This is a genomic window from Lentzea sp. NPDC060358, from assembly GCF_042725365.1.
Taxonomy (GTDB): Bacteria; Actinomycetota; Actinomycetes; order Mycobacteriales; family Pseudonocardiaceae; genus Lentzea.
Genome location: NZ_JBHXCW010000039.1, coordinates 27,307 through 46,397 on the forward strand (window position 1 = coordinate 27,307; position 19,091 = coordinate 46,397).

Consider the following 19,091-nt stretch of genomic DNA (forward strand, 5'->3'; position numbering starts at 1 on the left):
CAGCACGCTCACCCCTACCACTGCGCGAACACCCCCTCGACGAGCCGCTGGTAGGTGCTGCTGATGCGCTCGGCGTCGAGCGCGTGCCTCGCCCAGTCCTGGCCCGCCTGCGCGATCTTCTCCCGCAGCCGTTCGTCGGTGAGCAACGCGCGCAGCGCCATGGCCGCGACCGCCGGTTGCCGGCGGGTGACCACCGCGCCTCCCGCGGCCTCGAGCTCGTCGCCGAGGTAGACCTCGTCGCTCAGCAGCACCGCGCAGCCGGCGGAGAGCGCCTCCGCGGTGGCGACGCTGAAGTTCTCGTTGTCGCTCAGGAGGGCGAACACGTCGGCCGCCGCGAGCAGGTCCCGCCGCCGCCTCGGCTCGACCCAGCCGGTGAAGACCACCCGGCCCGGGCCCGTGCGCGCCGAGGCCACCGCGCGCAGCGCCCGGTCCAGCCGGGGATCGCCGACGCCCGCCACGACCAGCGTGTCGTCCGGCCCCGCGGCGAGGTCGAACGCCTCCATCAGCAGCGGCAGCCCCTTCTTGCGGTCGATGCGGCCCACGAACAGGACCACCCGTCCCGCCTGGGGAAGGCCGCACGCACGTCTCGCCCGCTCCCGCGACCCGCTGCCCGCGGCCGGGACCGGCGCCGGCAGGGGCAGCGGCAGCACCTCCCGCCGGGTGCCCGCGCCGAAGTCCTCCAAGCGGTCCGCCTCCCGCTGGGTGGTGCACACGACCGCGGAGGCGCCGGCGATGCTCTCCCTCCACAGTGGAGCGAGCCGGCGCTTGGCCCACCCGTGCTCGCGGAGGTCGTAGGGGTCGAGGCTGCCGTGCGGCCAGAGCACGTACGGCACGGCGTAGCGGCGCGCGGTCCGGCCGCACAGGTGAGCTGTGAGGTCGAAGACGCCGTGCACGACGACGAGGTCGTGCTGGGGCACGAGACGGGCCAGCGTCGACCGGAGCCGGCCAGAACCGTGGAAGCGCCCGGAGAACCGGCCCGGCGGCAGCAGCTCGACGTCGAAGCACGACGACAGCTCACCCAGCAGCCGGTCGCCCTCCTCCGGCCGGCGCAGGCTGACCAGCGTGGCGTCGTGGCCCAGCCTGCTCTCGAGGTGGCCGAGAGCCCCGACCGCGGCGGACACGCCTCCGTAGCGGTCGCCGACGCTCGCGACCGCGTGCAGCACCCGCAGCATCAGTGCCGCACGATCTGCGCGTCGGCCTGCGCGCCCGACCGCGGCTGGGGCGTGCGGGTGCCGGCGCGGCCGTGCCGGCCGACGTCGCGCAGGTCCGCCTCGATCATGATGCGGGCGAGCTCCTCGCCGTGCGTGCGCGCCTTCCAGCCGAGCTTCGCCGCCGCCTTGCGGCTGTCGCCGATCAGCGCGTTCACCTCGACCGGGCGCAGGTACCGGTCGTCGAAGCGCACGTGGTCGCGCCAGTCGAGCCCGACCGCCTCGAAGGCGTAACCCAGGAAGTCCCTGACGCTGCAGGAGGTTCCGGTCGCCACGACGAAGTCCTCGGGTTCGTCCTGCTGCATCATCAGCCACATCGCCTCGACGTACTCGGGGGCGTAGCCCCAGTCCCGCACGGCGTCGAGGTTGCCGAGGTACAGGTGCTGCTGCTCGCCCGCCCTGATCCGCGCGGCGGCCCTGGTGATCTTGCGGGTCACGAAGGTCTCACCCCGCCGGGGGCTTTCGTGGTTGAACAGGATTCCGTTGACCGCGAACATCCCGTAACCCTCGCGGTAGTTGCGGGTCACCCAGTAGGCATACGTCTTGGCCGCGGCATAGGGCGACTGCGGGCGAAACGGAGATTCCTCGTTCTGCGGCGGCGGGGTGCCGCCGAACATTTCCGAACTCGACGCCTGGTAGAAACGGCAAGGCAAGTCAACCATTCGGATGGTTTCCAGCAACCGCACCGTGCCGAGGCCCGTCGTGTCGCCGGTGAACACCGGTTCGTCGAAGCTGACCCGGACGTGGCTCTGCGCCGCCAGGTGGTACAGCTCGTCGGGCGCGATGCTCGACAGCAGGTTGGCGAGCCGGCACCCGTCCGTGAGGTCCCCGTAGTGCAGCGTGAGCTGCCCGGGCTCGGCCACCGGATCGCGGTAGAGGTGGTCGATCCGCTGCGTCCCGAACGAGCTCGACCTGCGGATGATTCCGTGGACTTCGTATCCTTTGGCGAGCAGCAGTTCGGTGAGGTAGCTTCCGTCCTGCCCGGAGATTCCGGTGATCAGGGCTGTTTTCATCGCGGTCTCCCGGAATGTTCGGCGGACGCGTGGTGATCACTTGCTCAGTCGCCCCGACATCATCGACAGACTCCTCGACACCCGGCGACCAGGCGCCGACAAGTTCACACCAAAGACTTATTTTTCGAATGCCGGAGAGGAAGCCGAATGCACGGACCGTTGAACACCGACGCCCCCGTCTACGTCGCCGGCCACACCGGACTGGTGGGGTCGGCCTGCGTGCGTCTGTTGCGGCGCAGGGGGTTCACCCGGTTGGTCACGGCCTCGTCGGCGGAGCTCGACCTGCGCGACCACGACGCCGCGGAGCGGTTCCTGCGCCGGCACCGGCCCGAGGTGGTGGTCGTCGCGGCCGCCAGGGTCGGCGGCATCGCGGCCAACAGCGCCGCGCCGGCCGACTTCCTCAGCGACAACCTCCGGATCCAGCTGTCCATCATGGACGCGGCCCGCGCGCTGCGCGTGCCACGACTGCTGTTCCTGGGTTCCTCGTGCATCTACCCGCGCGACTGTCCACAACCGATCCACGAGTCCGCGCTGCTGACCGGCCCGCTCGAGAAGACCAACGAGGCCTACGCGATCGCCAAGATCGCGGGCGTCACGCAGGTGCGCTCTGTCCGCACGCAGGACGGGCTGCCGTGGATCTCGGCCATGCCCACCAACCTCTACGGGCCCGGCGACGGCTTCGACCCGGAGCGCTCGCACGTGCTGGCCGCGCTGCTGCGCCGATTCGACGAGGCCGTGCGCGAGGGCGCGGGCAGCGTGACGGTCTGGGGCACCGGCACGCCCCGCCGGGAGTTCCTCCACGTCGACGACCTCGCCGAGGCCTGCCTGGTCCTGCTCGAGCGCTACGACGGCGACGCCCCGGTCAACATCGGCACCGGCGTGGACCTGACCATCGCCGAGCTCGCGGAGCTGGTCGCCACCACCGTCGGCTTCCAGGGCCGCATCCGGTTCGACCCGGGCAGGCCGGACGGGACGCCGCGCAAGGTCCTCGACACCGGCACGATCCGCTCGCTCGGCTGGTCGCCCCGGACCACCCTCGCCGAGGGGCTGCGCACCACCTACGACTGGTACCGCACGGCCCAGGAGGTGCGGGTCTGATGAAGGTCGTCGTGGTGGGACTCAACTACGAACCCGAACACGCCGGGATCGCCCCGTACACCACCGGCACCGCGCGGGCGCTGGCCGAGGCCGGGCACGACGTGCACGTGGTCACCGGGTTCCCGTACTACCCGCAGTGGCGCACCGCGGACGACTATCGCGGGGTGAGGGCCGGTCTGGCGCGCAGACTCAGGGACGGCGACGTCCGCCTCACCCGGTTGCGGCACTACGTCCCGTCCAGCTCGACCGGGATCGGCCGGATCGCGCACGAGGCCTCGTTCGCCGTGCACGCCTGGCTGCGCACCCGCGGCCGCGAGTTCCGCGACGCCGACGTGGTGATCGGCGTGAGCCCGTCGCTGCTCTCGCTCGTGGCCGCCCGCGCCCTCGCCACCCGCACGCGCGCCGCGTTCGGCGTGGTCGTGCAGGACCTCTACGCCTCGGCCAGCGACGAGGTGGGGGCGCTGGGCGGCCGCGGCGGTTCCCAGATCGCCCGGCTGGAGGCCGGCCTGCTGCGGTCGGCGGACGGGGTCGTCACGATCCACGAGAGGTTCGGGGAGGTGCTGCGCCGCAGGCACGGGGTCTCCCCCGACCGGATCACGATCATCCGGAACTGGACGCACATCCCGTTGTCCTGGGCCCCGGTGCCGGCGCCCTGGCCGTCCGGCACGGGCACCGTCGTGCTGCACGCCGGGAACATGGGCGCGAAGCAGGAGCTCGGCACGGTCGTCGACGCCGCCCGCCTCGCCGACCGCCGCGGTGACGACGTGCGGTTCGTGCTGGTGGGCGACGGCGCCCGGTGCGCGGAACTGCGCCGCCAGGCCGAGGGCGTGCGCCGGATCAGCGTGCTGCCCCCGGTGCCCGACGCCGAGTTCGCCGGGGTGCTGGCCGCGGCCGACGTGCTCCTGGTGAACGAACGGCCCGGCCTGCGCTCGGTCTGCGTGCCGAGCAAGCTGACGTCGTACTTCGCGGCGGGCCGGCCGGTGCTCGCCGCGACCGAGGAGGACAGCCCCGCCAGTGCGGAGCTCTCCGCCGCGGGCGCCGGGGTCCGCGTGCCACCGGGCGATCCCGCCGCGCTCCTGGACGCGGCGCTGCGGCTGGGCGACGACTCGTCGCTGTGCGAACGCCTGGGGCGCAACGGCCGCGACTACGCCCTGACGGCGCTGTGCAAGCAGCAGGCCGGTGACCGGTACCGCGCCTGGGTCGCCGAGCTGGCCGGGCGGGGCGGCCGATGAGCGCGTCGCAGTCCGTGCTGGTCCTGTGCACCGCCAACGTGTTCCGCTCGCCGCTCGCCTCCCACCTGCTCGCCGCCGCCGCGGGCGGCGGACTGGAGTTCTCCAGCGCCGGCTTGCGGGCGCGCGACGGCGACCCGGCCGCCGAGGCGGTGCGGGACCTGCTGGCGGAGAAGGGGATCGACGTGTCCGGCTTCCGGTCCCGCCGGGTGACGGCCGAGCTGCTCGCCGGCGCGGGCACGGTGATCGCGATGACGCGGGCCGAGCTGTCCGACGCGTTGCGGCTCTGCCCGCGCGCCCTGTCGTACGCGGTCACCCTGGGCGAGCTCGCGGCCGCGGCGCAGCACCGGGGACCTGCGCCGTGGCGCGTCCTGGTGGCCACGGCGATCGAACGCCGCGGCACGACGCAGGTCGAGGACGTGCTCGACCCCAGCGCGGCCGGGCAGAAGGCCGCCGCGGACGTCGCCGCCCGGATCGTCGAGCTCGCGGAGTCCGTCGGCAGCAGTGCCGCGGCCGGACTCGTCGGGGAGCGGCCGTGAAGCCCGCCGCCGTGGTGGTCGCGGTGCTGCTGCTGGCCGGCACCTGCTCGCTGCTGTTCGCCGTGGCCCTCGGCCTGGTGCACCACCCCCTGTGGTGGTGGTCGGGGCTCGGCGGCCTCGCGCTGGGCAGCGGGATCGTCGCGGTCGTGCGGGCGCGGCGCAGCGTGCCGGGCCGGGTCGCCGACCTCGTCCTGCCGACGACGCCGCTGCCGAGGGCGGCCGGTGATCAGGACGGGGAGATGGTCGGCGGCAACGGCATCGGCTTGCCCGAGCGCACCGCCTCGGCCACCGCGGCGAGGCGGCCGCGGTCGAGCTCGAGGTACGCCTGACCGTCGGCCGAGGTGCCGGAACCCGCGACGGGCGCGGTGTGGAACGAGACCGAACCGGACGGCAGGGTGGCGATGTCGAAGAACAGGTCGAGAATCGTGTCGTCGTCGAGGCCGGAGTCGGTGCTCACGTCCCGGCGCACCACCGAGAGCACCTTCTCCCGCAAGGCGCCGTCCGTCAGCGCCCGCGCGGCGATCTGCCTGACCACGGCGGACAGCAGGACGTGCTGCCGGGTGATCCGGTCGATGTCCCCGCCGGGCAGCCCGTACCGCTGCCGCACGAAGGTGAGCGCGCGGTCGCCCTGCAGCACCAGCCGGCCCGCCGCGAAGGTGGTGCGGGTCAACGGGTCCGTCGACTCGGCGGGGTTGTCGACGACGACGCCGCCGAGCGCGGTCGTGAGGTCGCGCACCGCGGCGAAGTCGACCACGACGACGTGGTCGATCCGGATCCCGGTCACCTCCTCGACGGTCCGGATCGCGAGCGGCACACCGCCGTACGCCAGCGAGGCGTTCACCTTCGCCATGCCGAACCCCGCGACGTCCACCCAGGAGTCGCGGGGAACGGACAGGACCTCGGCCCGGTCGCGGCCCTGCGGCAGGTGGGCGATCAGGATCGTGTCCGCCCGCTGCCCGGTCACCCCGCCGCCGGCGTCCGGGCCGAGCCGGACGTCGCTTCCCAGCAGCAGCACCGTTTTCGGGGGCGGGGCGGCCACGGTGATGTGCACGGCCTCGGGCCGCTGCCCCAGATCGGCGAACACGTCGCCCGGGATGTGCGTGACGCTCGCCGCCACCTCCTGGCGCAGGAACCAGCCGTACCCGTTCGTCACGAAGGTGGCGACGGTGGCCGCCACGACCAGCACTCTTCCCGCCAGGACAAGACGACGGCGTCCGGTGAAGCCACTCATGAGTTGACCTTGACCAGCGGTCCGCGCGGCTGTCAACCGGACCACCCCATCAGGTGACGCCGGACGTCCCGGCGAGAACGAGGAACCGGCGATGAGCGAACGTCCTTGGTGGACAACGTACCGGCAGCTCCTGCTCGGCTCGGACGCGTTCGTGGTGCTGTGGGCGGTGGTGCTCGTCCCGGTCACCACGTCGGGTCAGGCGCCCTGGCGGGAGGCCACGACCGCGGCGGTGTTCGCGTCGGCGTGGTTCGCGGCCCTCACCGCGTTCGGCTCCCGCGCACCGGCCGTGCTGGGCGACGGTCACGAGGAGTACCGGCGGGTGCTGGCGGCGTCCACGACGTTCTGGGGACTCGCCGCGATCGCCGCGTACGTGCTGCGCGACGCGGAAGTGCGCGGGTACCTGCTGGCCGCGTTCCCCACGGGCCTGGCCGCGCTGGTCCTGTCGAGGTGGTTGTGGCGCCAGTGGGTGCACGCCCACCGCTGGTCCGGCCGGATGTCGTCGCGGGTGCTGCTGGTGGGCGACCCGGACCGCTTCCCGCAGCTCGCGGACCAGCTGGACACCGTTCCCTGCGCGGGTTTCCGCGTGGTGGGCACGTGGTCCGGTGAGGACGGCGGACCGGCGGCGGACTCCGCGCGGTCGGCCCTGCGCTCGGCGCGGCGGCTGGGCGCCGACACCATCGCGGTGACCGGCGACCAGGCCGCCGGGACCGATCTCCTGCGGCACCTGAGCTGGCTGCTCGAGGGGACGGGGACCCAGCTCGTCGTGGTGCCCGCGGCGATGGCGGTGGCGGAGCCGCGCATCCACGCCCGGCCCGTCGCGGGACTTCCGGTGCTGGTGATCGAGGCGCCGCGGTTCACCGGCATCGCCCGGTTCGTCAAACGGGTCGTCGACGTGAGCGCCTCGGCGACCGCGCTCGTCCTGCTGAGCCCGGTGGTGCTGGCCCTCGCCGTGGCGATCAAAGTGGACAGTGCGGGACCGGTGCTCTACCGCCAGACCCGGTCCGGCCGCCACGGCAGGGAGTTCCAGGTGTGGAAGTTCCGGACCATGACGCCGGGAGCCGACCGGCTCCAGCACGAGCTGGCCGCGACCAACGAGGCCGGCGGCCCGCTGTTCAAGATGCGCGCCGATCCGCGGGTCACCCGGCTGGGCCGGCACCTGCGCCGCTGGTCGCTCGACGAGCTGCCGCAGCTCGTCAACGTCCTGATGGGACAGATGAGCCTCGTCGGCCCGCGCCCGCCGCTGCCGAGCGAGCTGCGGCGCTACGACCGCGACGTGCGGCGGCGGTTGCTGGTGAAGCCGGGCATGACCGGGCTGTGGCAGATCAGCGGCCGCTCGGACCTCACCTGGCACGCGGGCGTGGAGCTCGACCTGTACTACGTGGAGAACTGGTCGTTCACCCTGGACCTCATCGTGCTGTGGAAGACCGCGCGGGCGGTGCTCAGCTGCCGCGGCGCCTACTGACGGCTGGAGGCACGGGGAAGAACGCGCCGGCCGCGCCGCCACCCGGCGAACCGGCCGCGGCCGGTCGTGCCGACGTAGCGGTAGTAGCCGGGTTCCTGGCCGGACGGCGCGGGCGTCAGGTTCAGCACGGTGCCGACGACCCGCGCGCAGACGGTCTCCAGGGCGCGCACCGACCGCTCCAGCTGGTCGCGCGTCGTCCGGCCGATCGCCGTGATGAGCAGGACACCGGTGGCGCACCGGGCGAGCAGCGCGGCGTCGGTCACCGGCAGCAGCGGGGGCGAGTCGATGATCACGAGGTCGAACCGGGACTCGAGCTCCCCGATCAGCTTGCCGGTGGCGGGCGACCCGAGCAGCTCGCTGGGGTTGGGCGGCAGCTCGCCCGCGGTGAGCACGTGCAGCCCGCCGTCCCAGCACTGCAGGGCCTCGTCCAGCCCGATCCGCTCCAGCAGCACCGTCGTGAGGCCGACCGTGTCGACCAGGCCGAGGTAGTGCGCGATGCGCGGCTGGCGGAGGTCGGCGTCCACGACGACGACCTTCATGCCGCTGTCGACGAGCGTCAGCGCCAGGTTCACCGCGGTCGTGCTCTTGCCCTCCTCCGGCATCGACGAGGTGACCACGACGGAGCGGAGCTCGCCGACGGCCGACACGAACTGCAGGTTGGTGCGCAGCTTGCGGAACGCCTCCGCGCGCGAACTCTGCTGGCTGCGCAACAACGTCGGGTTCTGCGAGGCCTGCCGGTCGAACGGGATCTCGCCCAGCACCGCGCCGTTGATGCTGCGCGGCAGGTCTGCCTCACCGCGCACGCGGGTGTCGGCCGCGTTGCGCACGAGGGCGGCCGCGACCCCGAGCACGAGCCCGCCCAGCACCCCCGCCCCCAGCGCGAGCGGCACCGACGGGAACACCGGGGTCACGGGGACCGTCGCCCGCCGCACGAAGCTCACCGCGACCGGTGAGGTGTCCGAGGTCGCCGTCTCCAGCCGGGTGATGACCTGGATGAGCGAGTCGCCCACGGCCGTCGCGATCGCCGCCGCCCGGCCCGCGTCCTCGTCGCGCACGGCGATGTCGAGGAGCACGGTGTCCAGCGGCGCCGACACGACCACGCGCGCCGCCAGCTGGTCCGCGCTCTCGCCGAGCCCGAGCTTCTCGATCACCGGGTCGAGCACGCTCGGCGTCGTGACCACCTGGGCGTAGGTCTTGACCCGCTGCTGGCCGAAACTGCTGCCGGAGAACAGCTCCGCGGTCCCCTGCCCCTGTGTCGTGGACACGAAGAGCTGGCTGTTCGCCTGGTACAGCGGTGTCGTGACGCCGAGGAAGACGGCCGCGCCGAGGAGACCGAGGGCCAGGCCCGTCGCGATCAGCCTCCACCGCCGGCGCAGAACGCGAAGGTAGTCGACAGGCCCCACTCGTATTCCCTCCGCTCACCGGTGCCGTGCGCCGCACAGACCTGTCCCGTGAGTCCGTTCGGCAGGACTCACGGGACAGGGACTAGGCCTTGGACTCGCTCTTGCGCCGCTGCGGCATCGACGCGGGCCCGGGCGAGCGCGGTTTGCCCGCCACCCCGGCACGGCGCGGGCTCGGCGGCGCGATGTCGTCGACCGGAGACTCGCCCGGCTCGGCCCCGGCGGCGGCGTCCAGGTGGGGCGCCAGCGAGACGACGTTCTGCTCGCGCAGGTGGGACCCGGACTCCCGCAGGCTCCGGATGGTGGCCTCCACCCGCGCCAGGTCGGTGAAGATCGCCCGCGTGGCGGCGCGCAGCTCGGCCGCCTCCCCCTCCGCGTTCGCGACGATCCGCAACGCCTCCGTGCGCGCGGACCGCTCCGTGTCCTCCTTGAAGCGCTTCGCCTCGTCGCACAGTTCGGAGCACTCGCGCAGGGCGTCGTCGCGCAGTTCCGCGGCCTCGGCCTCGGCGAGCTTGAGCACCCGCTCGATCCGGGAGCCGATGCCCGCGGCCGCGCCCGGGACGTCCAGGTCGGCGTGCTCGGGGAGGTCTGCCACCCCGTCGCGCACCGCCTTCTCCAGCCGCGCGGCGCGTTCCTGGAGCGCTTGGACGTACTCGTCGACCTGCTGGCGGTCGTACCCGCGAAAGACGACGGCGAACCTGTCCTGCCCGCCGGCCGGTTCGACGTGGAAAACCCCGGAATCTTCCATGGTCGCAGTGTCATCGGCCCGATGCCCGTCGGCAATCCGGAAAGCGATCACCGACAATCGTTCGCACCATTGAGTGAATTCGATTCACGAGAGCCCCCGGCGGCGTGCACGCCCAGGTTTCGCACCGGCTTCACCGCGAGCGGTGCGAGCGCCGCCACGACGAAGAGCACACCGGCCCACAGGGCCACGGTCGCGCCTCCCCACACCGCCGCGGCGGGCCCGACCAGCAGCTGGCTGAGCGGGATGGCCGCGTAGGACAGGAGATCGTCGTGGGAGGCGACCCTGGACAACGCCTCGCGCGGCACGTGCCGCTGCAGCGACGTCTCCCACAAGATGCCCGAAACGGCGAACCCGAGGCCGGCCACGAAGGCGCACACCGCCGACCAGGTCGTGCCGAACCCGAGGCCGAGGGCGAGCAGGCCCGCCGCACCGGCGGCTCCCGCCACGGTGCCGACGCGCAGCGGGTGGCGCACGACCAGCCGCACGACGACCACGCTCATCACCAGCAGCCCGACCGCGCGCACGCCGAGCACGAGTCCCCAGGCCGCCTCCCCGTCGCGCTCCTTCGTCAGCGAAGGGCCGAGCACCAGCCACGGCCCGGTGTTGACGAGGTTGATCGCGCAGTACGAGAGCGCCATCGGCCACACCCAGGGAATCCGGCGGAACTCCACCCAGCCGGCACGCACGTCGGCGAGCAACCGGCGCCGCGCGGCCGGCACGACCGTCCTCGGCGGGAGCCGCGCGAGGAACGCCGCGGCGACGAGGAAGCTGAGCGCGTCGGCGGCGATCGCCCAGCCGGGGCCGGCCCCGGCCACCAGCAGTCCCGCCGCGGCCGGTCCGGCGATCTTCACGGCGTTGCGGGCGGAGGCCAGCACCGCGGTCGCCTTCTGCAGGTCGTCCTCGCGCACGAGTTCGGGGACGATGCCGCGCAACGCGGGCGAGGCGAACGCCTCGATCGCGCCCAGCACGAACGCGAGACCCGCGACGACCGCCGGCCGGTACTGCCCGGTGAGCAGCACCGCGGCGACGAGCCCCTGCACGACGCCGGCGCCGAGGTTGGTCACGACCAGCACCACGCGGCGCGACATCCGGTCGGCGACGGCGCCGCCCACGAGCAGCAGCGCGAGCTGGGGCACCATCTGCGCGGCCAGCACCACCCCGAGGTCGGTGAGGCGGCCGGACGCGTCCAGCACCGCGAAGGCGAGGGCGACCGGAGCCATGGAGCTGCCGAGCAGGGACACGGTGCGGCCGAGGAAGAACCCGCGGAACGGGGGCGTGAAGAGCACGCGGTGAGCGTGGTGGGCCGTGCGGGCCCGGCGCTAACCTTGCGCCGATTCTCGCAACGTCCGCCACCGGCGGACGAGCAGCCGTGGGGAGAACGGCCATGACCCTCGTCCGGCTCAGCCCGGCGGCGCTGTCCCGGAGCCGGTTCGCGGTCTCGCCGCTCACCGAGACGCTCGGCTCGCTCATGGCCCTCGATCGCGCCGGTCCCGGTCCGCAGCTCGCCCGCTGGCACGCCCGGCACCAGGACGCCTACCGGAAGTGGTTGCGGCGCAACGAGGTCGCCGCGGGACTCGTCCCGCTGGTGGCCGCGACGAAGTGGCTGCCCGACCTGGTGGCGCTGCCGCCCGCCGACGGGATGCGGACGACGATGGCGGACGAGCTCCGCGAGGTGGAGCGGTTCACCGACGACCAGGTGCGGGACACGATCACCCAGTCCGTCGCCGCGAGCTGGAAGCCGCAGGACACGGGCTGGCTCGCGCTCACCGGGCTCGCGGCGCGCGCGGCCGCCGTGCTCGAGGAGGGCTGGGAGCTGTTCGTGGCGCCGGACTGGCCCCGGCGCCGGGCCGTGCTCGAACGCGACATCATGTACCGCGCGGGTCTGCTGGCCGCGTACGGCTGGAAGCACGCCGTCGAGACGATGACCCGGAAGCCGACCTGGGTCGGGGAGAACGCCATCCGCTTCAGCGACCAGCACTGGCCGGACCGCGAGGTGGGCGACGAGGGCCTGGTGTTCGTGCCCCACACGGCCGGAGGAGGGCGGTGGCTGTGCGAGCGCGGTCCGCACTGCGCGCTGGTCTACCCGGCGCGCGGGGCGGGCGCCTCGGCCGGGGACCAGCCCGGCGACGCACTGTCCACTCTGCTCGGTCCGGGACGCGCGACGGTGGTGCGCGAGCTCGGCACGCCCGCCACCTCCAGCCAGCTCGCCCGGGTGCTGGGCGTGTCGCTGGGCACCGTGAGCGCGCACCTGGCGGTGCTGCGCCGGTCGGGCGTCGTCGCGCGGGCGAAGCTGGGGCGCACCGTCGTCTACCGGCTCACCGAACGCGGCGAGGAGCTCGTCGCACTGCTCGCCGATCCCCTGGCGGACGGCGAGGGCTGACCGTCCGACCAGTCCTGCCGGCCCAGCTCCTCCAGCAGGGCCAGTTCGGCCCGGCCCGGTGAGCGGCGCACGCCCGCGACCACCGGCTCCGAGAGACCGGGGCGCAGCGGCCGGGTCAGGTGCCCGGCACGGTCGGGGATCGCGGACGACGGCGCGATGGTGACGCCGAGGCCCTCCGCGACCAGCCGGACGGCGGTGGAGATCTGGGACGCCCGGCCCACCGTGCGCGGGGCGAGGCCGCGCTCGGCGAGCACGCGCGCCAGGTACTCGTCGAGCTTGCTGGTGCGGCGGTAGCGCACCCAGCCGTCGGACGCGAGGTGGTCGAGGAGCAGCGGCTCGTCGCGGCTCAGCAGCGGGTGGCCCTCGGGCAGCACGGCGACGTAGGACTCCCTGCCCAGCGGGTGGACGTCGAAGGTGCAGCCGGGCGGGACCTCGTGCACCAGGACCAGGTCGAGCGTGCCCTGGCGGGAGAGCCGTTCCATGTCCGCGGGGTCGGGCTCCTCGTGCAGCGTCACCTCCAGGTGGGGGTGGCGGCGGCGCAGCTCCCCCAGCGCACGGGGCAGCACGCGGGTGCCGAGTCCCAGGTAGACGGCGATGACGAGCTCGCCGGTCAGGTCGGCGTCGGCGGAGCGGGCGGCGGTGAGCGCGCGGCGGGAGGCGGTGGTGGCGATCTCCGCCTCCACGAGGAAGGCCCGGCCCGCCGCCGTCGGCAGCATGCCCTGCGGGGTCCGCGTGAACAGGCGGACGCCCACCTGCTTCTCCAGGGTGCCGATCTGCTGCGACAGCGACGGCTGCGCCAGGCCCAGCCGCTCGGCCGCCGCCGTGATGCTGCCCTCCTCGGCGACGGTCAGCGCGTACTCGTACTGCCTCAGGTTCATCCGGGGCCCGCCTCGCCACATAGAAATCGTCTATGCAAATCATAGCAATCAACTCTTTGCTTCTATATCGGCGTCCTGTGTACCTTCGGCTGCGAAAGCGACGGTCACTGCGGGAAAACGGAGAAACAATGCGTCTCGCCGACAAGGTCGCCCTGGTCACGGGCGGCGGAGCGGGCCTCGGTCTCGCGATTGCCGAGAGGTTCGCGGCCGAGGGTGCCCACGTCTACATCACGGGCCGCCGGAAGGACGTTCTCGACGACGCGGCGGCCTCGATCACCGGACGGGTCACGCCGGTCGTCGCGGACTCGACGTCGACGGAGGAGCTCGCCGCCCTGGCCGAGACCATCCGGACCGGCGGCGGGCGCCTCGACGTCCTCGTCGCCAACGCGGGCATGATCGAGCGGGCCGACTTCGGCGAGGTGTCCGAGGACCACTTCGACCGCACGTTCGGCATCAACGCCCGCGGCACGATGTTCACCGTCCAGGCACTGTTGCCGCTGGTGCCGGCCACCGGCTCGATCATCCTGGTCGGCTCGGTCCAGGGATTCAAGGGACTCACCGGGTCGACGACCTACAGCGCGGCGAAGGCGGCCGTGCGCTCCTACGCCCGCGTGTGGGCGGCCGAGTTCGGCGGGCGCGGCCCGCGGGTCAACGTGCTGACGCCGGGCCCGTTCGACACGGCCATCATCGACGGGCAGGCCGAGTACTTCGGGCAGGACCCGGCGGCGCTGCGCGCCCAGATGGCGACGCACGTCCCCCTGGGCCGCCTCGGCCGGCCGGAGGAACTCGCCGGCGCGGCGCTTTTCCTGGCCTCGGACGACAGCAGTTTCATGACCGGCGCGGAACTGTGCGTCGACGGCGGAATGGCACAGGTCTGAAATGCGGCGAAGAGGCCGTTCTGATCACGGGCGCGACCGCGAGCGTGGGGCGGTCCGCCCCTGACGCGGCTCATCCCAGTGCGATGGCCGCGATCCCGCACAGGACGATCGTGGCGCCTACCAGGCGGCGCACCGGGTGCGGCTCGCCGGGCACGATGCTCAGCTCGCGGACCGGCGCGACCACGCCGACCGGGGTGGTGCGCATCGTGAACAGCACCAGCAGGTAGGCCAGCGCGTACGGCGTGAGGAGCGCGCTCTGCACCACGCACCCGGCCGCGAAGTACAGGACCGGGGGCATCCCGATGACGTTGATCGAGTGGGCGTCCCACACCGTGCACGCGGCGATCGCGGCGCCGGTCAGGCCGAGCGCGCTCGGGCGTTCCCCGTGCAGCCGCACCTGCGGCTGCACGGGATCGACGCCTCGCACGGGATGGTGGCCGAGGCTCCCGCCGAGACGGCCCGCGTCCTGGCGGAGTTCCTCGGCTGACCCACGTTCGGTCCTCTTCGGACGGAGACGCGTCCCCCGGTGCCGCGCACATCACCCGCAGCACCCATCGGACCGAACTGCTCCAGCAGGGCCAGCGCGCTCATGTCGGTGGGGTGGACGTTCATCTTGCGCGCCGTGCGGTTGGTCAGCTCCCGCGAGGCGTTGACGAGCTGCTGGACCGCCAGCGTGGTCGGGTCCAGCTCGGGAAGCACCGGTTCGGCGTTGTCGTGCTCGCCCGTCCCTGACACCTGGCGTACTTCCTTCACGTGCCCGCGATCGTCCGATGACCAGCGATCACGCTGAACCGGCGGCCGCCCCGGCCTGATGCGCTGCGCCCCAACGCATCTCGCCTGCGGTCAGACGACGGGCACGAGCGGGACGTCGAGCAGGCTCCGGTCTCCGTCGGCGCCGTGCGCGAGCGCCCCGGCCACGTCCTCGTGCGGCGTGCCCAGCTGGACCGCGCTGACCTCGTCCAGCATCCGGTAGTGCTCGTCGCCGAGCTCGACGGTCAGCGCGTCGAGGTAGCCCCGCAGGTGGGCCGTGGTGCGGGGACCGACGATGGGCGCCATCGACGTCCGCGCCCGTGCGGCGCGCCCGCGCAGCCACGCCAGGGACACCTGGACCGGTCCCGTGCCCAGCTCGTCGGCGACGGCCAGGACGGCGTCGAGCACGGCGGTGCGCCGGCCGGTGTCCCGGACGCCCCCGGCCGTCAGCCTGCCCTCCTCGCCGCGGCGGTACTTCCCGGTCAGCAGGCCTCCCGCCAGCGGCGAGTACACGACGACGCCCAGGCCGTGCGCGTCCGCCATCGGGATCAGCTCCCGCTCGGCGGAGCGCTCGGCCAGGCTGTACTCGGTCTGGATGCCCGCGAGCGGCGAGGTGCCGCCGAGCTCCGCCCTGGTCGCCGCGCCCGCGGTCCGCCAGGCCGGGAAGTTCGACAGGCCCCCGTAGCGGATCTTGCCCGCGCGGATCAGCTCCTCGAAGCCCGCCAGGATCTCCGCCACCGGCGTGACACCGTCGGGGAAATGGGGCATGAGGACGTCGACGTGGTCGGTCTTGAGCCGCCGCAGGCTCTCCTCCAGCGAGCGGACCATGGTCTTGCGGCTGTTGCCGGTGGTGCCCTGGCGGACCGCGGCGCCGCGGGAGCCGCTGTACTTGGTGATCACGACGAAGTCGTCGCGGTCGCGGCCGAGGAAGTCGCCGAGCAGCGTCTCGGCCTCGCCGCCCTGGTAGATGTTCGAGACGTCGAAGGTCGTGCCGCCGGCGGCGACGAACGCGTCGAAGACCGCTTTCGCCCCGGCCACCCCGGCGGCGGCCGGCGCGGACCCGAAGTTGGCCGTGCCCAGCACGAGCTCCGAGATCCGCAGCCCGGTGTGCCGTCCGAAGATCTGATAGCGCACGAAAGTCTCCCTGGGGACTCGGCAGTGGGGTACCTTCGAGACGTTACTACAAAAACGAATGGTCGTTCTTTATGCCGAAGGTCACCCAGGCCCACCTCGACGCCCGCCGTCAGCAGATCATCGACGCGGCCCGCGCGCGCTTCGCGAGCCACGGGTTCGCGCGGACGTCGATGCCCGACCTCGTCGAGGCCTCTGGCCTGTCCACGGGCGCGATCTACCGGTACTTCAAGAGCAAGGACCAGATCGTGGTCGCCATCTGCGAGCAGACGAGCCACACGCTGCCCGCCGAACTGACGGCCGCGACCGCCCGCGAGTTCCTCGAGCACGTCCGCGCGGCGGCCCGCGAGCACGGCCACGCCCGGCTGGTCGCCCAGATCTACGCCGAGGCCGCCGTCTCCCCCGCGCTCGCCGCCGTCGTCCAGCACCAGCTCGACGACCTGCGCGAGGCGGTCGCGGCACTGCTGCCCGGCCGCCCGCCCGGCGCGGCGGAGCGGATCGCCGAGGCGTTCGTGGCGCTGTGCCAGGGGTACGCGCAGCAACTGGCCGTGCGCGGCGACGTCGATCCGGGGCCGTTCGCCGAGGCGCTCGCGGTGATCATCGAGAGCTGACGGTTGCGCCCGGCCCGGCACAGGGGGAAGCATCGAGGACATGACGCAGGAGTGCGTCTTCTGCGCCATCGCGGACCGGCGGGCCGAGGCGAGCGTGGTGCACGAGGACGAGACCGCGGTGGTCTTCATGGACCTGAACCCCGTCACGCCCGGACATCTCCTGGTCGTGCCGCGCCGGCACGCGGCAGGCCTGGAGGACCTGGACAGGGTCACGAGCGCGCACATCTGGTCGGTGGGCCAGGACATGGCGCGCGCCCTGCGCCGCTCACGCCTGCGCGCGGCGGGGATCAACGTCCTCGTCTGCGACGGCGAGGCGGCGTTCCAGACCGTCTTCCACTTCCACCTCCACGTGATCCCCCGCTACCCGGGAGACGGCTGGACCCTCGAAGCCGAGTCGTCGCAACGCTCGCGAGCGTTGCTCGACGAGGAGGCCCGAGCCGTCCGGGACGCGATCGGATGACCGCACGTTGATATGCACAGCGTCTCAGTGGTGGCGAAACGGGTATTTCCCAGATATGAACCCGCCGCCTTAACGTCGAGCCCATGACCGTCGTGAGTCAGGACGACGTGACCGGCGAGAGCTGGGAGCACGTCACGCTGGGCCAGCGGGTGCTGTTCGGGACCGGCAGGGCCGCCGCGCACGTGGCGGCCGAGGTCGACCGCCTCGGTGCGCGCCGGGTGCTGGTGGTCGGGGCGGCGTTCCCCGAGGTGACCGCCGGGCTCGACGTGGTGGCACGGGTGGCCGACGTGCGGCAGCACGTGCCGGTGGCCGACGCCGAACGGGCCCGTGCGATGGCGGCGGAGTCGCGTGCCGACCTGCTGGTGAGCGTGGGCGGCGGGTCCACGACCGGGCTCGCCAAGGCCGTCGCGCTGACCACCGGGGTGCCGGTCGTGGCCGTGCCGACGACGTTCGCCGGGTCCGAGGCGACGAACGTGTGGGGGCTGACCGAGGCCTCGCGCAAGACCACCGGGGCCGACGACCGGGTGCTGCCGGTGACCGTCGTGTACGACGCGGCGCTGACGCTGTCGTTGCCGACGGAGCTCGCGATCGCCTCCGGGTGCAACGCGCTGGCGCACTGCGTCGACTCGATGTGGGCGCCGCGGACCGATCCGATCGACCAGGCCCTTGCCGCGGAGGGGATTCGCGCGTTGAGCGGGGGTCTGCGGCTCGTGCGCGCCGATCCGGGTGGCCTCGAAGGGCGGGAGAGGACGCTGTACGGCGCCTACCTCGCCGCGGTGGCGTTCTCGTCCGCCGGATCGGGGCTGCACCACAAGATCTGCCACGTCCTGGGTGGGGCGTACGGGCTGCCGCACGCAGCCACGCACACGGCCGTGCTGCCGTACGTCCTGGCGTTCAACGCCCCCGCCGCACCGGAGGCCGCTCGCCGGATCACCGCCGCGCTCGGCGGCGACCTGTTCTCGCTCTACGACGAGCTCGGGGCGGCGCACTCGTTGCGCGACACCGGCCTCGCGCGGGAGTCGCTCGCCGAGGCGGCGCGGCTGGTGCTGCCGGCGGTGCCGCCGTCGAACCCGCGCCCGGCCGGCGAGTCCGACCTGCTCACGTTGCTCACCGCCGCCTGGAACGGCGACCGTCCCGAGTGGAGCCTCGCATGACCGACGCCCAGCAGCGCATCGAACAGCAGCTCACCGACGAGGTCGTGGCGTCGTTCGCCGGGGCACCCGACCCGCGGCTGCGCGAACTGATGGGCGCGCTCACGCGGCACCTGCACGCGTTCGTCCGCGAGGTGCGGCTGACCGAGGGCGAGTGGCGGCACGCCATCGACTTCCTCACCGCGGCGGGCCACCTCACCGACGACCGCCGGCAGGAGTTCATCCTGCTCTCCGACGTGCTCGGCGCGTCCATGCAGACCGTGGCGGTCAACAACGAGGCCTACCGCGACGCCACCGAGGCCACCGTGTTCGGGCCGTTCTTCGTCGAGGACTCCCCCGAGGTCGGCAACGGCGGCGACATCGCCTTCGGCGCCCCCGGCACGCCGTGCTGGGTCGAGGGCACGGTCCGGGACACCGACGGCAACCCCGTGCCCGGTGCGCGCGTCGAGGTGTGGGAGGCCGACGAGGACGGGTTCTACGACGTCCAGTACACCGACTCGCGCGTGACGGGCCGTGGTCACCTGTTCACCGAGGACGACGGCGGCTTCCGGTTCTGGTGCGTGCTGCCCACGCCGTACCCGATCCCGCACGACGGACCCGTCGGCGCGCTCCTCGCGGCGGTGCGGCGCTCCCCCATGCGCGCCGCGCACCTGCACTTCATGGTGACCGCGGCGCAGTTCCGCACCCTCGTGACGCACATCTTCGTGGAGGGCGACCCGCAGCTGGCGGTCGGTGACTCCGTGTTCGGCGTGAAGGACTCGCTGGTGAAGCGGTTCGCCGGGCAACCGCCGGGGACACCGGCGCCGGACGGGCGCGAGCTCGGCGGCCGGGCGTGGGCCCGCACCCGGTTCGACGTCGTGCTCGCGGAGGCGTCCGCCCGGTCCTGACAGCACGCCCTGGCCACCCCCGGCCGTCCCCGTGACG

Annotated in this window: 21 protein-coding genes; 11 read left to right on the forward strand and 10 right to left on the reverse strand. The window is 73.3% G+C overall.

The features are described from left to right. Window positions 1–14: 14 nt before the first annotated feature. Window positions 15–1,172 (reverse strand): glycosyltransferase, encoded by a 1,158-nt coding sequence (locus tag ACFWGZ_RS11660; RefSeq protein ID WP_382451416.1) that lies wholly within the window; start codon window positions 1,170–1,172, stop codon window positions 15–17. Beyond that, window positions 1,172–2,221: a GDP-mannose 4,6-dehydratase gene (gmd, locus tag ACFWGZ_RS11665; protein WP_382451417.1), complete on the reverse strand. Its 1,050-nt coding sequence runs from the start codon at window positions 2,219–2,221 to the stop codon at window positions 1,172–1,174. The genes ACFWGZ_RS11660 and gmd overlap by 1 nt, the downstream gene beginning before the upstream one ends. A gap of 147 nt (window positions 2,222–2,368) precedes the next feature. Between gmd and ACFWGZ_RS11670 the strand changes: the two genes are divergently transcribed. From ACFWGZ_RS11670 to ACFWGZ_RS11685, 4 genes are read left to right on the forward strand one after another with little or no spacing between them, the layout of a single operon-like run. Further along, window positions 2,369–3,319: a GDP-L-fucose synthase family protein gene (locus ACFWGZ_RS11670; protein ID WP_382451418.1), complete on the forward strand. Its 951-nt coding sequence runs from the start codon at window positions 2,369–2,371 to the stop codon at window positions 3,317–3,319. Next, on the forward strand, window positions 3,319–4,551 hold the full coding sequence (locus tag ACFWGZ_RS11675; protein ID WP_382451419.1) for a glycosyltransferase family 4 protein: 1,233 nt from the start codon (window positions 3,319–3,321) through the stop codon (window positions 4,549–4,551). Before ACFWGZ_RS11670 ends, ACFWGZ_RS11675 begins: the two co-directional genes overlap by 1 nt. Beyond that, window positions 4,548–5,087, forward strand: coding sequence for a low molecular weight phosphatase family protein (locus tag ACFWGZ_RS11680; protein WP_382451420.1), 540 nt, complete (start codon window positions 4,548–4,550; stop codon window positions 5,085–5,087). Before ACFWGZ_RS11675 ends, ACFWGZ_RS11680 begins: the two co-directional genes overlap by 4 nt. After that, window positions 5,084–5,416, forward strand: a complete 333-nt coding sequence (locus ACFWGZ_RS11685; protein ID WP_382451421.1) for a hypothetical protein — start codon at window positions 5,084–5,086, stop codon at window positions 5,414–5,416. Before ACFWGZ_RS11680 ends, ACFWGZ_RS11685 begins: the two co-directional genes overlap by 4 nt. On the opposite strand, the gene ACFWGZ_RS11690 is transcribed toward ACFWGZ_RS11685, so the two are convergent. Then, window positions 5,314–6,318 (reverse strand): LCP family protein, encoded by a 1,005-nt coding sequence (locus ACFWGZ_RS11690; RefSeq protein WP_382451422.1) that lies wholly within the window; start codon window positions 6,316–6,318, stop codon window positions 5,314–5,316. The two genes, ACFWGZ_RS11685 and ACFWGZ_RS11690, sit on opposite strands and share 103 nt — an antisense overlap. Before the next feature lie 91 nt (window positions 6,319–6,409). On the opposite strand from ACFWGZ_RS11690, the gene ACFWGZ_RS11695 reads away from it, so the two are divergent. After that, complete coding sequence (locus tag ACFWGZ_RS11695) at window positions 6,410–7,780, forward strand: sugar transferase (RefSeq protein WP_382451423.1); 1,371 nt, start codon at window positions 6,410–6,412, stop codon at window positions 7,778–7,780. Here ACFWGZ_RS11695 and ACFWGZ_RS11700 read toward each other — a convergent pair. From ACFWGZ_RS11700 to ACFWGZ_RS11710, 3 genes are all read right to left on the reverse strand, one after another. Further along, window positions 7,774–9,183, reverse strand: a complete 1,410-nt coding sequence (locus ACFWGZ_RS11700; protein ID WP_382451424.1) for a polysaccharide biosynthesis tyrosine autokinase — start codon at window positions 9,181–9,183, stop codon at window positions 7,774–7,776. The genes ACFWGZ_RS11695 and ACFWGZ_RS11700 overlap by 7 nt on opposite strands. Window positions 9,184–9,265: 82 nt before the next feature. Continuing rightward, the gene (locus ACFWGZ_RS11705) at window positions 9,266–9,928 is read right to left on the reverse strand and encodes a DivIVA domain-containing protein (protein WP_382451425.1); all 663 of its coding nucleotides are present in this window, start codon (window positions 9,926–9,928) and stop codon (window positions 9,266–9,268) included. Window positions 9,929–9,975: 47 nt separating this feature from the next. Beyond that, on the reverse strand, window positions 9,976–11,214 hold the full coding sequence (locus ACFWGZ_RS11710) for an MFS transporter (RefSeq protein ID WP_382451426.1): 1,239 nt from the start codon (window positions 11,212–11,214) through the stop codon (window positions 9,976–9,978). A gap of 98 nt (window positions 11,215–11,312) precedes the next feature. Between ACFWGZ_RS11710 and ACFWGZ_RS11715 the strand changes: the two genes are divergently transcribed. Beyond that, window positions 11,313–12,308 (forward strand): ArsR/SmtB family transcription factor, encoded by a 996-nt coding sequence (locus tag ACFWGZ_RS11715; RefSeq protein ID WP_382451427.1) that lies wholly within the window; start codon window positions 11,313–11,315, stop codon window positions 12,306–12,308. On the opposite strand, the gene ACFWGZ_RS11720 is transcribed toward ACFWGZ_RS11715, so the two are convergent. Beyond that, window positions 12,236–13,186, reverse strand: a complete 951-nt coding sequence (locus tag ACFWGZ_RS11720; protein WP_382451428.1) for a LysR family transcriptional regulator — start codon at window positions 13,184–13,186, stop codon at window positions 12,236–12,238. The two genes, ACFWGZ_RS11715 and ACFWGZ_RS11720, sit on opposite strands and share 73 nt — an antisense overlap. A gap of 128 nt (window positions 13,187–13,314) precedes the next feature. Between ACFWGZ_RS11720 and ACFWGZ_RS11725 the strand changes: the two genes are divergently transcribed. Continuing rightward, window positions 13,315–14,064, forward strand: a complete 750-nt coding sequence (locus tag ACFWGZ_RS11725; protein ID WP_382451429.1) for an SDR family NAD(P)-dependent oxidoreductase — start codon at window positions 13,315–13,317, stop codon at window positions 14,062–14,064. 70 nt (window positions 14,065–14,134) lie between these two features. Here the strand turns inward: ACFWGZ_RS11725 and ACFWGZ_RS11730 are convergent, their stop codons facing one another. The 3 genes from ACFWGZ_RS11730 to ACFWGZ_RS11740 all read right to left on the reverse strand — a co-directional run bounded on the left by ACFWGZ_RS11730 (window position 14,135) and on the right by ACFWGZ_RS11740 (window position 15,948). Next, window positions 14,135–14,461, reverse strand: coding sequence for a hypothetical protein (locus tag ACFWGZ_RS11730; protein WP_382451430.1), 327 nt, complete (start codon window positions 14,459–14,461; stop codon window positions 14,135–14,137). Beyond that, the gene (locus tag ACFWGZ_RS11735; RefSeq protein ID WP_382451431.1) at window positions 14,422–14,817 is read right to left on the reverse strand and encodes a hypothetical protein; all 396 of its coding nucleotides are present in this window, start codon (window positions 14,815–14,817) and stop codon (window positions 14,422–14,424) included. Before ACFWGZ_RS11735 ends, ACFWGZ_RS11730 begins: the two co-directional genes overlap by 40 nt. A gap of 90 nt (window positions 14,818–14,907) precedes the next feature. After that, window positions 14,908–15,948: an aldo/keto reductase gene (locus tag ACFWGZ_RS11740; RefSeq protein WP_382451432.1), complete on the reverse strand. Its 1,041-nt coding sequence runs from the start codon at window positions 15,946–15,948 to the stop codon at window positions 14,908–14,910. 71 nt (window positions 15,949–16,019) lie between these two features. Here ACFWGZ_RS11740 and ACFWGZ_RS11745 point away from each other — a divergent pair, with 71 nt between their 5' ends. The 4 genes from ACFWGZ_RS11745 to ACFWGZ_RS11760 all read left to right on the forward strand — a co-directional run bounded on the left by ACFWGZ_RS11745 (window position 16,020) and on the right by ACFWGZ_RS11760 (window position 19,054). Then, entirely contained in the window at window positions 16,020–16,556 is a 537-nt protein-coding gene (locus ACFWGZ_RS11745; RefSeq protein ID WP_382451433.1) for a TetR/AcrR family transcriptional regulator, read from the forward strand. A 40-nt stretch (window positions 16,557–16,596) separates the two neighbouring features. After that, window positions 16,597–17,016 (forward strand): HIT family protein, encoded by a 420-nt coding sequence (locus ACFWGZ_RS11750; protein ID WP_382451434.1) that lies wholly within the window; start codon window positions 16,597–16,599, stop codon window positions 17,014–17,016. Between the two features lie 83 nt (window positions 17,017–17,099). After that, a complete protein-coding gene (locus ACFWGZ_RS11755) occupies window positions 17,100–18,170 on the forward strand; it encodes a maleylacetate reductase (RefSeq protein ID WP_382451435.1) in 1,071 nt (356 codons plus the stop codon). Continuing rightward, the gene (locus ACFWGZ_RS11760; protein ID WP_382451436.1) at window positions 18,167–19,054 is read left to right on the forward strand and encodes a dioxygenase; all 888 of its coding nucleotides are present in this window, start codon (window positions 18,167–18,169) and stop codon (window positions 19,052–19,054) included. Before ACFWGZ_RS11755 ends, ACFWGZ_RS11760 begins: the two co-directional genes overlap by 4 nt. Window positions 19,055–19,091 lie beyond the last annotated feature (37 nt).

What these genes read in the sequence shown, in the direction of transcription:
- ACFWGZ_RS11660 (WP_382451416.1), bottom strand. Translation starts at nt 1,172, where the DNA reads ATGCTGCGGGTGCTGCACGCGGTCGCGAGCGTCGGCGACCGCTACGGA.
- gmd (WP_382451417.1), bottom strand. Translation starts at nt 2,221, where the DNA reads ATGAAAACAGCCCTGATCACCGGAATCTCCGGGCAGGACGGAAGCTAC.
- ACFWGZ_RS11670 (WP_382451418.1), top strand. Translation starts at nt 2,369, where the DNA reads ATGCACGGACCGTTGAACACCGACGCCCCCGTCTACGTCGCCGGCCAC.
- ACFWGZ_RS11675 (WP_382451419.1), top strand. Translation starts at nt 3,319, where the DNA reads ATGAAGGTCGTCGTGGTGGGACTCAACTACGAACCCGAACACGCCGGG.
- ACFWGZ_RS11680 (WP_382451420.1), top strand. Translation starts at nt 4,548, where the DNA reads ATGAGCGCGTCGCAGTCCGTGCTGGTCCTGTGCACCGCCAACGTGTTC.
- ACFWGZ_RS11690 (WP_382451422.1), bottom strand. Translation starts at nt 6,318, where the DNA reads ATGAGTGGCTTCACCGGACGCCGTCGTCTTGTCCTGGCGGGAAGAGTG.
- ACFWGZ_RS11695 (WP_382451423.1), top strand. Translation starts at nt 6,410, where the DNA reads ATGAGCGAACGTCCTTGGTGGACAACGTACCGGCAGCTCCTGCTCGGC.
- ACFWGZ_RS11705 (WP_382451425.1), bottom strand. Translation starts at nt 9,928, where the DNA reads ATGGAAGATTCCGGGGTTTTCCACGTCGAACCGGCCGGCGGGCAGGAC.
- ACFWGZ_RS11715 (WP_382451427.1), top strand. Translation starts at nt 11,313, where the DNA reads ATGACCCTCGTCCGGCTCAGCCCGGCGGCGCTGTCCCGGAGCCGGTTC.
- ACFWGZ_RS11720 (WP_382451428.1), bottom strand. Translation starts at nt 13,186, where the DNA reads ATGAACCTGAGGCAGTACGAGTACGCGCTGACCGTCGCCGAGGAGGGC.
- ACFWGZ_RS11725 (WP_382451429.1), top strand. Translation starts at nt 13,315, where the DNA reads ATGCGTCTCGCCGACAAGGTCGCCCTGGTCACGGGCGGCGGAGCGGGC.
- ACFWGZ_RS11745 (WP_382451433.1), top strand. Translation starts at nt 16,020, where the DNA reads ATGCCGAAGGTCACCCAGGCCCACCTCGACGCCCGCCGTCAGCAGATC.
- ACFWGZ_RS11750 (WP_382451434.1), top strand. Translation starts at nt 16,597, where the DNA reads ATGACGCAGGAGTGCGTCTTCTGCGCCATCGCGGACCGGCGGGCCGAG.
- ACFWGZ_RS11755 (WP_382451435.1), top strand. Translation starts at nt 17,100, where the DNA reads ATGACCGTCGTGAGTCAGGACGACGTGACCGGCGAGAGCTGGGAGCAC.
- ACFWGZ_RS11760 (WP_382451436.1), top strand. Translation starts at nt 18,167, where the DNA reads ATGACCGACGCCCAGCAGCGCATCGAACAGCAGCTCACCGACGAGGTC.